This is a genomic window from Marinobacter alkalisoli, from assembly GCF_045449795.1.
GTDB lineage: Bacteria > Pseudomonadota > Gammaproteobacteria > Pseudomonadales > Oleiphilaceae > Marinobacter.
Window position 1 is genome coordinate 1 of the sequence record NZ_JBJJLB010000030.1, and the last position, 13,240, is coordinate 13,240.

The 13,240-nt window shown below is 57.9% G+C and carries 13 protein-coding genes; 3 read left to right on the plus strand and 10 right to left on the minus strand.

Translation table 11 applies throughout. The features are described 5' to 3' along the window. Positions 1–49: 49 nt before the first annotated feature. The 10 genes from recJ to ffh form a co-directional block, all read right to left on the minus strand. A complete protein-coding gene (recJ, locus tag ACJO3M_RS14465) occupies positions 50–1,786 on the minus strand; it encodes a single-stranded-DNA-specific exonuclease RecJ (protein WP_407002099.1) in 1,737 nt (578 codons plus the stop codon). 6 nt (positions 1,787–1,792) lie between these two features. After that, entirely contained in the window at positions 1,793–3,193 is a 1,401-nt protein-coding gene (gene thrC / locus ACJO3M_RS14470) for a threonine synthase (protein ID WP_407002100.1), read from the minus strand. 11 nt (positions 3,194–3,204) lie between these two features. After that, entirely contained in the window at positions 3,205–4,506 is a 1,302-nt protein-coding gene (locus ACJO3M_RS14475; RefSeq protein WP_407002101.1) for a homoserine dehydrogenase, read from the minus strand. Positions 4,507–4,664: 158 nt separating this feature from the next. Further along, entirely contained in the window at positions 4,665–5,366 is a 702-nt protein-coding gene (locus tag ACJO3M_RS14480; RefSeq protein WP_407002137.1) for a thioredoxin fold domain-containing protein, read from the minus strand. A 182-nt stretch (positions 5,367–5,548) separates the two neighbouring features. Then, complete coding sequence (gene xerD, locus ACJO3M_RS14485) at positions 5,549–6,481, minus strand: site-specific tyrosine recombinase XerD (RefSeq protein WP_407002102.1); 933 nt, start codon at positions 6,479–6,481, stop codon at positions 5,549–5,551. Between the two features lie 107 nt (positions 6,482–6,588). Further along, positions 6,589–6,945, minus strand: coding sequence for a 50S ribosomal protein L19 (gene rplS, locus ACJO3M_RS14490; RefSeq protein ID WP_127330945.1), 357 nt, complete (start codon positions 6,943–6,945; stop codon positions 6,589–6,591). A 24-nt stretch (positions 6,946–6,969) separates the two neighbouring features. Continuing rightward, positions 6,970–7,728, minus strand: a complete 759-nt coding sequence (trmD, locus tag ACJO3M_RS14495; RefSeq protein ID WP_407002103.1) for a tRNA (guanosine(37)-N1)-methyltransferase TrmD — start codon at positions 7,726–7,728, stop codon at positions 6,970–6,972. 2 nt (positions 7,729–7,730) lie between these two features. Next, a complete protein-coding gene (gene rimM, locus ACJO3M_RS14500; protein WP_407002104.1) occupies positions 7,731–8,258 on the minus strand; it encodes a ribosome maturation factor RimM in 528 nt (175 codons plus the stop codon). A 27-nt stretch (positions 8,259–8,285) separates the two neighbouring features. Further along, positions 8,286–8,525, minus strand: coding sequence for a 30S ribosomal protein S16 (gene rpsP, locus ACJO3M_RS14505; protein ID WP_012138828.1), 240 nt, complete (start codon positions 8,523–8,525; stop codon positions 8,286–8,288). A 162-nt stretch (positions 8,526–8,687) separates the two neighbouring features. After that, entirely contained in the window at positions 8,688–10,076 is a 1,389-nt protein-coding gene (gene ffh, locus ACJO3M_RS14510; protein ID WP_407002105.1) for a signal recognition particle protein, read from the minus strand. A 179-nt stretch (positions 10,077–10,255) separates the two neighbouring features. Between ffh and ACJO3M_RS14515 the strand changes: the two genes are divergently transcribed. The 3 genes from ACJO3M_RS14515 (at position 10,256) to ACJO3M_RS14525 (ending at position 13,074) form a co-directional block, all read left to right on the plus strand. Beyond that, the gene (locus ACJO3M_RS14515; RefSeq protein WP_407002106.1) at positions 10,256–11,056 is read left to right on the plus strand and encodes a cytochrome C assembly family protein; all 801 of its coding nucleotides are present in this window, start codon (positions 10,256–10,258) and stop codon (positions 11,054–11,056) included. Continuing rightward, positions 11,053–12,330 (plus strand): HlyC/CorC family transporter, encoded by a 1,278-nt coding sequence (locus ACJO3M_RS14520; protein ID WP_407002107.1) that lies wholly within the window; start codon positions 11,053–11,055, stop codon positions 12,328–12,330. Before ACJO3M_RS14515 ends, ACJO3M_RS14520 begins: the two co-directional genes overlap by 4 nt. Positions 12,331–12,471: 141 nt before the next feature. Further along, entirely contained in the window at positions 12,472–13,074 is a 603-nt protein-coding gene (locus tag ACJO3M_RS14525; RefSeq protein WP_407002108.1) for a Yip1 family protein, read from the plus strand. Positions 13,075–13,240 lie beyond the last annotated feature (166 nt).

Consider the following 13,240-nt stretch of genomic DNA (forward strand, 5'->3'; position numbering starts at 1 on the left):
AAAAGCGACCCCCACCCCGATACCGGCAGGCCTGTTTGCCAGCCCTAGATCAGGAATTCAGTGGTTCAAGGTAATCCACCAACAACTGCAGGTTGGTTCTTCCCCTGAACGTATTGGCATCCGGCTTGTAAACCACTCTGGCCCCGGTTTTAGTGTAGTCGGGCACTTCCGGCCCGGTGTTGAACGCAATGCCATCAACAATCCCGCTGCCATCAGCGGGCTGCAGCACCAGTTTCAGGTGGTTTTCGCCGACGATGCGCTGGCTGACCACACGGAATTCGCCATCGAACAGCGGCTCGGGAAAGTGCTGCCCCCAGGGACCGGCTCTCTTGAGCAGGGTAGCGGTGTCGAGGCACAGCTCCTGGCTGTTCAGCGGGCCGTCGGTGACGATGGCGGCTTCCAGGTCTTCCGGCGTTAGCGTATCCCGCACGGCTTGATCGAAAGCCTCGCAGAAGGTGTCCAGATCTTCCCTGGCCAGGGTCATGCCGGCAGCCATGGCGTGGCCGCCGTATTTTTTCATCAGGCCGGGATTGCGCGAGTCCACTACCGCCAGGGCGTCGCGGATGTGCAGGCCGGGGATGGAGCGGGCGGAGCCTTTGACGTCTTCGCCGTTGTCGTCCGCGGCAAACGCTATTGTCGGACGGTTGGTTTGCTCGCGGATTCGCGCGGCGAGAATGCCGATGACGCCCTGATGCCACTCCGGGTCATACAGCGCCAGCCCCCAGGGCAACCCCTCCAGATCCAGGGACATGGACGCCAGCAGGTCCTGGGCCTGGGCTTTCATGTCTTTTTCGATGGTGCGGCGTTCGCGGTTGAAGGTGTCCAGCTCTCTGGCCAGCCTCTGGGCCTCGTCGGGGCTGTCGGCCAGCAGGCAGGCGATGCCGATGCTCATGTCATCGAGCCGGCCGGCAGCGTTGAGGCGGGGGCCGACGACGAAGCCAAGGTCGGTGGAACTGATGGCGGTGTGATCACGGCCTGCCACTTCCAGCAGCGCCAGAATACCCGGGCGGGCCTCGCCCTGACGTATCCGGCGCAGGCCCTGCTCTACGAATATCCGGTTATTGTGGTCCAGTGGCACAACATCGGCCACGGTGCCCAGCGCCACCAGATCCAGCAGGGTGCCAAGATTGGGCTGCGGCTCCGGCAGTCTGCCCTGCTCCCGCAAGTGTTTGCGCAACGCCGTCAGTACGTAAAACATCACGCCCACACCGGCGGCATTCTTGCTGAGGAACGGGCAACCCGGCTGATTGGGATTCACGATGGCGTCGGCATCTGGCAACGTCTCGCCGGCCAGGTGATGGTCGGTGATGACCACCCGGATGCCCAGTTCTTTTGCCGCCCTGACACCCTCAACGGCGGAAATACCATTATCCACCGTGACCATCAGGTCCGGTAGCTCGCCCTCATCCTTCAGGCGATGAATGATGCCCGGGGTCAGGCCATAGCCGTCAGCAAACCGGCTGGGCACGCGGAAGTCGACGCTTTTCAGACCAAGCATGGACAATCCCAACATGGCGACAGCGGTGCTGGTGGCACCGTCAGCGTCAAAATCCCCCAGAATCATCACCCGCTGCTGGCCGGTGATCGCTTCAGACAACAGCTCCACCGCCCGGTCAATACCGCGCAGCTCCAGCGGCGAGGCCAGGTGCTTCAGGGTATAAGTCAGCTGCTCATCGGAAGTGACGCCGCGTGCGGCGTATAAACGGCGAAGCAAGGGGGGCAGATTTTGACCCCAGCCCGGAAGGGTGTCGGGCTGGGGGCGACGCAGGATCTTTTTGGGTGTCATACCGGATCAGGTATTCTTCCAGTGTTTGGCGATGAATTCCTGAACGCCCGCGATGTTGTTATCCAGCACCGTGTAGCGCTCTTCCCGCTCGAACAGGTCCGCCATGTGCGCCGGCAATTCGGGCTTGACGGCCAGGCCGGATTCCGCGATGGCATCCGGGAACTTGGCCGGGTGGGCCGTACCCAGGGTCACCATCGGCACGGCCTTGTCACGGCGACAGTTACGGGCGGCACGCACACCGATGGCGGTGTGGGGATCCAGCAGGTATTCGTTCTGCTCGTAGATCTCGCGAATAGTATCGCAGGTGGTCTTGTCGTCCACCGCGTCACTGTCAAACAACTTGCGAGCATGCTTCCAACGGTATTCCTCGATACTGACCGGCCCCTTGGCGGCATTCTCCAGAAGCAGCTTGACCGCCGCGCCGTCACGACCGTGCAGATCGAACAGCAGGCGCTCGAAATTGCTGGATACCATGATATCCATGCTCGGCGACAGGGTATGTTCGAGCTGGTGCTGTTCGTACTTGTTGCCGCTCATGAAGCGATGAAGAATGTCGTTACGGTTGGTGGCGATCACCAGTTGGGAGATCGGCAGGCCCATTTTCTTCGCCAGGTAACCGGCAAAAATGTCACCGAAATTACCGGTAGGCACCGAGAACGCCATGCTGCGATCGGGACCGCCCAGCGCCAGCGACGCCTGGAAGTAATAGACGATCTGGGCCATGATCCGCGCCCAGTTGATGGAGTTCACCGCAGCCAGCTGGGTCTTGCCACCCAGGAACGACTGGTTGCCGAAGCTCTCCTTCACCATACGCTGGCAGTCATCAAAGTTGCCGCGCACCGCTATGTTGTGGATATTGTCGCCCTTGACCGTGGTCATCTGGCGACGCTGCACTTCGGACACCCGCTCGTGCGGATGCAGGATGAAGATATCCACGTGCTCGCAACGACGGCAGCCTTCAATCGCCGCGGAACCGGTATCACCCGAGGTTGCCCCCATGATAACCACGTGCTGCTTGCGTTTCTCCAGCACGTAATCCAGCAGACGGCCCAGCAGCTGCAGGGCGAAATCCTTGAACGCCAAGGTCGGACCGCGGAACAGCTCCAACACCCATTCATTGGTATCGAGCTGAACCAGCGGGGCAACCGACTGATGGGCAAACACGCTATAGGTCTCGTCCAGCATCTTGCGGAAATCATCAGCCGGAATGGCGTCGTCCACGAACGGGTACATGACGTTGAACGCCAGCTCGCTGTAGGACAGGCCACGCCAGCTGCGAATTTCTTCCACGCTGAAGTGCGGCAGGGATTCGGGCACATACAGGCCACCATCGGTGGCCAGCCCGGTCAGCAGAACGTCTTCAAAACCCAGAGCGGGAGCTTCCCCCCGTGTACTGATGTATCTCACGTGCGTACCTGTCAGTTGAAGTTTTCGGCGCGGATGCGAACAACCTGACCATCGATGTCCGTCAGGGCTTCCAGTTCTTCAATGGCGCGGTTTACCTGGCGCTCCTGAACCGTGTGGGTCAGGATGATCACCGGAATGCGGCCATCTTTCAGCTCCGACTCCTTCTGCATGATCGACTCTATGTTGATGCCATGCTCGCTGAGAATCGAGGCCACCTTGGCCAGCACACCGGGATGGTCCATGGCGGTGATGCGCAGATAGTACGCCGACTGAATGTCTTCCATCGGCAAGACATTGAGTTCTTCCAGCGCGGACGGATCAAAGCCGAGGTAGGGCACCCGCTGGGAGCTTCCGGCTGCGACCGTGCGGGCCACATCCACGATATCAGCGATCACTGCGGAGGCCGTCGCCTCGTCGCCGGCCCCCGGACCGTAATACATGGTCTGACCAACCGCGTCGCCGTCCACCAGTACCGCGTTGAGAACGCCATCGACCTGGGCAATCAGGTGGCTCCGTGGCACCAGGGTCGGATGCACACGCAGCTCGATACCGTCATCACGACGACGGGCAATGCCAAGGTGTTTGATGCGATAACCCAGCAGCTCCGCATGGGCAATGTCGTAAGGCGTGATCTGCGAGATGCCCTCGGTGTAGGCTTTTTCGAATTGCAGCGGCACACCAAAACCGGCCGAAGCCAGGATGGTCAGCTTATGTGCGGCATCAATACCTTCCACGTCAAACGTGGGGTCGGCTTCGGCGTAACCCAGGTCCTGGGCCTCCTTGAGCACTTCCGCGAATTCGCGGCCTGCGCGCATCTCGGTAAGAATGTAGTTGCCAGTACCGTTGATGATGCCGGCAATCCAGTCGATGCGGTTGGCAGCCATGCCCTCGCGAACCGATTTGATCACCGGAATACCGCCCGCCACGCCGGCCTCATAGGCAACGATAACGCCGGCTTTTTCTGCCGCCTCAAAGATCTCGTTACCGTGGACCGCGATCAGGGCCTTGTTGGCCGTCACCACATGCTTGCCATTCCTGATGGCAGCCAGCACCAGTTCCCGGGCAGCGTCATATCCACCAATCAACTCCACCACAACATCAATATCGGGGTCGTTGATGACGTCGAAAATGTCGGTGCTGAACGGAATACCGCCCATATCAATATCTTCCCGGGGGGTACGGCTAGCCACCCGGCCAATCCGGATATTGCAGCCGGCACGGCCCGTAATGAGTTTGGCGTTTCGGGTCAGTACGTTAAATGTACCGCCGCCGACGGTTCCCAATCCGCAGATTCCGACACTGACGTCTTTCAAACTTTCACCTCTGATCCCGCTTGGGGGTGCTGATGGGTTTTCTTGGGGTTATCTCAAGAGGGCATAGTATACCGATTAAGGGCACACTGAATAAGCCCTGCGTCACTGCTCGGACTTATTCAGTCGGGGGCGCCGGTGAGGCCCCGGCATCCGCAGGGTTACAGCAGGCCAAGCCCTTCGGCCAATTTCTGCGCGGGGACGTATCCACGCACCATGTTGCCATCTTCCAGCACAATAGCCGGCGTGCCGGTTACCCCAACTTCTCCGCCCAGATTGAACTGATCCCTGACAGGATTCTCGCAGGATTGCGCATCAACCTGTTTGCCGGCTTTGGCCATATCCATGGCCGCCTGCTGATCGTCACTGCACCATACCGAAACGTATTTGTTGAACGACCGGGTATTCGGCCCCGAACGGGGGAACCCATAATAGTGCACGGTAATACCGTATTCGTTGAGCTGGGCCATCTCGTCATGCAACTTGCGGCAATAAGGGCAGTCGATATCGGTAAACACGGCAATCTCAGCCTTCTCTTCGCCGTCGGCACGATAACTGATCACTCCCCTGGCACCAAACGCTTCCATCTGCTGTTTGCGGACAATGGCCCGATTCCTTTCCGACACATTGGCAATGCCTTTATCGGTTACCTGAAGCAGATCACCCGTTAGCAGGTAACCGCCATCCTCGGTGGTATAAATAGTGTCGCCATTATTGCTGTACACCTCATAAAGCCCCGGAGCTTCAGACTCTCGAACCTCACTCACCCTCAGCCCTGGAATGGCCTTGGTCAGCCGCTCGGAAATCTGGTCCTCCACCTCGCCGGCCACCGCAGTGTGCATGCCGATCAACCCCGCCATCATCAGGGCGACCACCAGGGAGGATGTAAACAGTTTTCTGGCAAACATAATGTCTTCCGCTTTCAGTTGTGGTTCAAACCCGGCGCGTCCCCGGGTCGGGTTCAGTTAATCTACTGCGACACCCTGGCGGCGTGAAAGTTCAGGCGCGGCTCCAAGGTTATCAAAGTTACCGGAAAGAATGCCCCTCAGCCACGCGGGTGGTGAGCCTGATGCAGGGACTGCAGGCGCTGGCGGGCCACATGGGTATAGATCTGCGTGGTCGAGAGATCGGAGTGCCCCAACAGCATCTGAACCACTCGCAGGTCTGCACCGTGGTTCAGCAGGTGCGTCGCAAAGGCGTGCCTCAGTGTGTGCGGAGACAGGTGCTTGTTAATGCCGGCACGCATGGCGTAATGACGGATACGATGCCAGAAGGTTTGCCGTGTCATTGCCACAGGCCGGTTACCCGGGAACAGTGCATCCGAGGTTCGTCCTTTCAACAATTCCGCGCGCCCTTCTTTCATGTAGCGCAGCAGCCAGTCCACCGCCTCTTCACCAAGCGGAACCAGACGCTCTTTGTTTCCCTTGCCAGTGATCCGAGCCACGCCCTGGCGCAGGTTGACCTGATCCACTCGCAACTCCGTCAATTCCGAAACCCTCAACCCACACCCATAGAGAATTTCCATCATCGCCTTGTCGCGCAATTCTATGGGGATTTCCGGATCTGGCTCGTCCAGCAGGGCATCAACATCCCGTTCCGACAACGAATCCGGAAGCCTGCGGGGCAGACGCGGGCTGTCAATCTGCAACGTGGGATCTTCACTGATAACCCCCTCTCGCAGCAGATAACGATAGAAGCGCCGCAACCCCGACAGCCTGCGCGCTGCCGTAGAAGTCTTGGCGCCCTCCGCCAACCCCCGGGAGATCCACGCGAGAAGATCCATCCGCTTCACCGCCACCAGAAGCGGTCGCCCCGGCTGATCCACCAGCCAGGCTGCCAGACCCTCCAGATCATTACGGTAAGCCATACGGGTTTTATCGCCCAGGCCATCTTCCAGCCAGATAGCATCGGTGAAACGCGCAATCAGCGCCTCATCATCGGGCCGAAGCTCCTTACGGGATCTGCGTTGAGACACCATACTTACTTCCCGGACCAATGACTAAAACCCTGTTTATAACAGCCAGACACGAAAAAGGCAGCCCGCGGCTGCCTTTTTCTGAAGCACTCTGTTCAGCGCAAGGCTGATCAGCCCAGCTTCTCCTTGATACGAGCTGCCTTACCAGACAGGTCGCGCAGGTAGTAAAGCTTGGCCTGACGTACGTCACCACGACGCTTCACGCTGATGCTGTCGATCAGCTTGGAGTGAGTCTGGAAAGTACGCTCAACACCCACACCGTAAGAAATCTTACGAACAGTGAAGGAAGAGTTCATGCCACGGTTACGCTTACCGATAACAACGCCTTCGAACGCCTGCAGACGCTCACGGTTGCCTTCAGTTACGCGAACCTGGATAACCACGGTGTCACCCGGCGCGAACGCAGGGATTTCCTTGGTCATCTGTTCTGCTTCAAGTTGACTGATGATGTTGTTCTTGCCGCTCATCGTATGCTCCTGATACCCAATCTTTTAATGCCCTGATGATTCAGAGGCACCCGGTTCGTTCAAAATCTCTTCCAGCAGCTCACGCTCTTCGTCCGTCAGTACCCGCTTTTCCAGCAGGTCGGGGCGTCGCTCCCGGGTTCGCCTCAGCGACTGCTTGAGCCGCCAACGCCGGATCTGATCATGGTGACCGCCTAACAAAACATCCGGCACCGCCTGACCTTCGTAAACCTCGGGCCGGGTGTAGTGCGGACAATCCAGCAAACCGTCGGCAAAGGAATCCTGCTCTGCCGACTGCGCATGACCCAGCGCTCCGGGGATGAGGCGCGTAACCGCATCAATGACAGCCATGGCTGCCAACTCGCCGCCGGACAGGACAAAATCCCCCAGCGACACTTCCCGATCGACTTCCGCCGATATCAGGCGCTCGTCGACACCCTCGTAACGGCCCGCCACCAGAATCAACCGTTCTTCCGCCGCAAGGGACTCAACAACAGACTGATTCAGGGTCTCACCCTGGGGTGAGAGATAAACAACACAGGCTTTGCCGGGTGCCGATTCCCTGGCCGCATGGATCGCATCCCGCAGAGGCTGCATTTTCATCAGCATGCCAGGACCACCACCATAAGGCCGGTCATCCACCGTGCGGTGACGATCATGGGTAAATTCCCGCGGGTTCCAGCTCTTGAAGGTCAGAAGACCATCACGAACCGCCCTGCCGGTAATGCCATAATCAGTGACCGCACTGAACATTTCCGGGAACAGACTGACTGCGCCAATCCACACCCTCAGAACTCCGGATCCCAGTCAACAACCATGCGCTTCGCGGCCAGATCCACTTCCCGAACCACCTGATCCGGAAGATAGGGAATCAGCCGCTCACGCTGGTCGATGGAAGCCTGATTGGACTTCACCACCAGAACGTCGTTGGAGCCTGTCTCGATCATGTGATCCAGCACACCCAGGCACTCATCCTCAACAGTGAAGACGTCAAGCCCCTCAAGCTGGTGCCAGTAGTACTCCCCTTCGGGAAGCGCCGGCAGCTCAGCGGTCGGAACCTTGACCTCTGCACCGCAGTATGTGTGCGCCAGATCACGATCATTAACACCTTTCAGCCTGACGACGATCCCCTGCCCCTGGCGGCGACCTTCCTCAAGCCTGGCCGGAATACGCTTACCGTTGAGGACCAGAGTCCAGTCACGGTAGTTCAGTATTCCGTCCCTGGGGTCTGTGTAGGAATAAACCTTAAGCCATCCCTTAACCCCAAACACCGAGGTAATCCGGCCAATCACAGTTTCCTGCGAATCCTGTGTCATGCCATCAACCCCGGTATTAAAGCGTAATTACTCAGCGCCTTTCAGCAGCTGGGCAACGCGATCGGTGGCCTGAGCACCCTGGCCCAGCCAGAACTCAACACGATCACGATCAACGCGCAGACGCTCTTCCTGACCACGGGCAACCGGGTTGAAGAAGCCAACACGCTCAATAAAACGACCGTCGCGGGATTTGCGGCTGTCGGTGACTGTCAGGTGATAGAACGGGCGCTTCTTTGAGCCGCCGCGAGCCAAACGGATTGTTACCATTTAACCAATATCCTGTTCTGTTGTACGAACTTTGTACGATTCACACCCGCCAGAACTGGCCGGCGTGAAGACCCATACTCGAAAGGGGCGCTATTCTATGCTAAAAAAGCGCCAATGAAAACAGGGAAACACAGTGAAACCCGGTTTTCTGCGTACGGCTTTCTACATACGGCCATATGGCGGCATACCGCCACCGCCTCCACCCGGAGGCATCATGCCGCCCAGGCCCCGCATCATATTGGCCATACCGCCTTTTTTACCGAATTTCTTCATCATTTTCTGCATCTGCTTGTGCTGCTTGAGCAGACGATTCACATCCTGAATCTGGGTGCCGGACCCGGTCGCTATACGGCGCTTGCGGGAGTTGTTGATGACATCCGGGTAACGACGCTCTTTCGGCGTCATGGAGCAGATGATGGCCTCCATCTGCCCCATGGACTTGTCATTCACCTGCTGCTGGGCCACTTGCGCCATCTGCCCCATGCCCGGCAGTTTATCCATCAGCCCGGCGACACCGCCCATGCTTTTCATTTGCTGCAGCTGATCACGGAAGTCCTCAAGATCGAAACTCTTGCCCTTCTTGATCTTCTTGGTCAGCTTCTGGGCCTTCTTCTGGTCCAGCTTGCGCTCAGCCTCTTCTATAAGGGAGAGCACATCCCCCATCCCCAGAATCCGCGAAGCCACCCGATCCGGATAGAAGGGCTCAAGGGCATCGGACTTTTCACCAATACCAAGGAACTTGATGGGCTTACCGGTAATGTGACGCACGGAAAGCGCAGCACCGCCACGGGCATCGCCATCGGTCTTGGTCAGCACCACACCGGTCAGCGGCAAGGCATCATTAAAGGCCTTGGCGGTATTGGCAGCGTCCTGACCGGTCATGGCATCGACCACGAACAGGGTTTCCACCGGGTTGACCGCCTTATGCAGCCGCCCGATCTCGCCCATCATCTGCTCATCCACATGCAAGCGACCGGCCGTATCCAGGATCACTACATCTATATGCTTTTTACGGGCTGCTGCTATGGCGCCTTCGGCAATGTCCACCGGATCCTGATCCGAGGAACTGGGGAAAAACTCCACCCCGACCTCACCGGCCAGAGTTTCCAGCTGCCGGATAGCGGCAGGGCGGTAGATGTCGGCACTGACCACCATCACCGATTTTTTCTGGCGCTCCTTGAGCAATCGGGAGAGCTTGGCCACCGTTGTGGTTTTACCCGCACCCTGCAGGCCAGCCATCATAATGACCGCCGGCGGCTGCACAGACAGGTTGAGGGATTCATTGCCCTCACCCATGACCCGCTCAAGTTCCTGCTGGACGACCTTTACGAACACCTGGCCCGGCGTAAGACTGCGCTGCACTTCCTGGCCGACGGCGCGTTGGCGGACACCTTCTATGAAGTCCTTGACCACCGGCAGGGCAACGTCTGCCTCCAGCAGCGCCTTTCGCACTTCGCGCAGCGTGTCCTTGATATTGTCATCGGTAAGCCGCGCCTGGCCGGAAATTTTGCGCAGGCTACCGGAAAGTCGGTCTTGGAGGTTTTCAAACATGTTGCTCTTCCGTACCCCGGATAAATTGAGTGCACAAACCACAAAGCCGGAACCCGGCTCCTTGATTCCTGTTGCATAATCGCGACATTATAACCAGACTATCGCCCTGAAACGACCAACCCGGTCAAATCGGTGACTAACCGCACCGATCCCCAGTCAGACAGTGGTTAAAGGAAGTCATGGGAACGCTGATTCTCGCGGTCACCTCTCTTTTTCTGTATAGCATTGGTACCGCCCTGCAAGCACTCAGCTTCAGGGGGCGAGTGCATACCAATGTAGCCATCACCATGCTGATTGGCATTCTGGCACTGACCGGCCACGGCCTGCTGATTGCCCAGACGGTGCATCAGGATACTGCCTTTGATTTCAGCTTTTTCCAGAGTTCAGTACTGATATCCTGGCTGATCGTCTTCCTCCTGCTCGGGCTGAGTCTGCGCAAGCCTGTGCAAAGCCTGTTCCTGGGAGCTTACCCCCTGGCCGGGCTCACAATCATCCTGTCACTGATTACCCATACCCCTTCCCGCCTGGTACCGGAAGACAGCTATGGCATGCTTTCCCATATCGCGCTATCGGTGACAGCCTACAGCCTGTTCACCCTGGCCGCCATTCAGGCGACCCTTTTTTACTTCCAGAACCGTCAGCTCAAGCACAACTACAACAGCATCCTGGTTCGCAACCTGCCGCCACTGCAAACCATGGAATCCCTGCTGTTTGAAATGGTTTGGGCAGGGGTGGTCATGCTCATTCTGGCGATCGTCACCGGCGCGCTGTTCGTGGAGGACCTGTTTGCCCAGGACCTGGCCCACAAAACGCTCTTTTCGCTGTTATCCCTGGTGGTTTTTGTGGCTCTGCTGATTGGCCGCTACACCAAGGGCTGGCGCGGCATTACCGCCAGCCGCTGGACCCTAGCGGGCTGCGCGCTGCTGATGCTGGCGTTCTACGGTAGTAAATTCGCACTTGAGCTGGTATTCCATCAATGAATGAAACGTCGCTAACGGTACTTTTTAGCGTACTGGTCGGGCTTATTGTGCTGTCCGCTTTCTTCTCCAGCTCTGAAACCGGGATGATGTCCCTGAACCGGTACCGCCTGAAGCACATGGCGAAAACCGGCCACAAGGGCGCCAAGCGCGCCCAGGGCCTTCTGCAGAGAACCGATCAACTGATCGGCGTCATCCTCATTGGCAACAACTTCGTCAACATCCTGGCGTCCTCCATAGCGACTGTCATCGCCATTCGCATCTGGGGGGATGCGGGCATAGCCATCGCCACGCTGCTGCTCACGCTGGTTATCCTGATTTTTGCCGAGGTAACCCCGAAAACCCTGGCGGCACTCTTCCCTGAAAAAATCGCTTTTCCGGCCAGTCACATTCTCGGACCGCTGCTCAAGATCCTCTATCCGCTGGTCTGGGCGGTCAACCTGTTCACCGGAGCCATCCTCAAGATTCTCGGCATTTCTCCCCACGACGCTGCCAACGACCACCTGAGCCGCGAAGAGCTGCGCACCGTAGTCAATGAAGCCGGCGCGCTGATTCCCGCCAAGCACAAAGACATGCTGGTGGGCATCCTGGATCTGGAGAACGTCACTGTGAACGACATCATGGTGCCCCGTAACGACGTGGTCGGTATCGATCTCGACGATGAAATGGACACCATCCTGCGCCAGCTCCGCAGCAGCCAGCACACCCGGCTGCCGGTCTACAAGGGCGACATCAACAATATCCGGGGTATTCTCCACCTCCGCAGCGCGTCAAAGCTGCTGTTGCAGGAAGACCTGAACAAGGCAATGTTGATGCAGCTGTGCCAGGAACCCTACTTCATTCCGGAAAGCACGCCACTGAATACCCAACTGATCAATTTCCAGAAAGGCAAGCGCCGGTTCGGGGTAGTGGTGGATGAGTATGGCGACGTGCGGGGCCTGGCCACTCTTGAGGACATCCTTGAAGAAATCGTGGGTGAATTCACCACAGATTACGCCGCGACCAGCCCCGACATCATCCCGCAGGACGACGGCACCTTTATTATTGATGGCGCCACGGCGCTCAGGACCATCAACAAGACACTGGGCTGGAAGATGCCCACGGATGGCCCCAAAACCCTGAACGGACTGATCACCGAAACCCTGGAAAACATCCCGGAAACCAACGTCTGCCTTAAGGTCTCCGGTCACCGGATCGAGGTTCTGCAGATCAAGGATAATGTCGTCAAGGCAGCCATCGTCCACCCTGCCCGCCGCAAGAAACGCTCTCTCCTCTGATGCTCCGGGATACTTATACCGTAAGGTTATAGCAGCTCCGGGGTTAGACGATCAAAATTTAACCGACTCCTTGACCGCCACTCACATTCCACCAAGACTGAAGGTGCGTGCGACATAACAATAATCATTAGGAGTCTTTCCATGAGTCTGACACACACCGTTGGCCTGCTCACCCACCCTGATCGTGAGTGGGAAGCCATACGTCGGGATTCTGAATCCGTTAGTAAACTGTATTTAGGCCACATTTTTATCCTGGCCCTGATTCCCGCTATTGCCGGTTTTGTCGGGACCACCCAGGTTGGCTGGCAAATCGGAGATGGAGCCATCACCCGGCTGACGGTCACCAGCGGACTGCAACTGTCCGCCCTGTTCTACGCCGCCATGCTTGCGGGCATCTATGTTCTGGGCAAGTTCATCGATTTTTTCGCCGCCACCTACGAAGTCAAGGACCGCACACCCCGTGGCGTGACCCTGGCCGCGTATACTGCGACCCCGATGTTCCTGCTGGGCGTTATTGCGGCCTACCCCAACATCTGGGTAAACATGGCGGTAGGGCTCGTCGCCGTTTCCTACGCCGTGTATCTTCTTTATGAAGGCCTGCCGATCCTGATGAAGATACCTGAGGATCGGGGCTTCATGTTTGCGTCCTCGGTACTGACCGTCGGACTGGTCATGCTGGTGGCGATGCTGGCAGTCAGCGTGGTGATCTGGAGCGTTGGCATCGGACCGGTGTACATTCACTGATACCGTCCGAACCTCGCATAAACCGAGGATCATGCAACGGGGTACCCTTCGGGGTGCCCCGAAATTTTTTGGCAACGTGGGCCTGTTATCATTTAGTCATGTTACCGCCTGTAAAAATGCGGTAGATTTAACCGATAATGAGAAACAAAGTCAGTAAGCTCGGTCA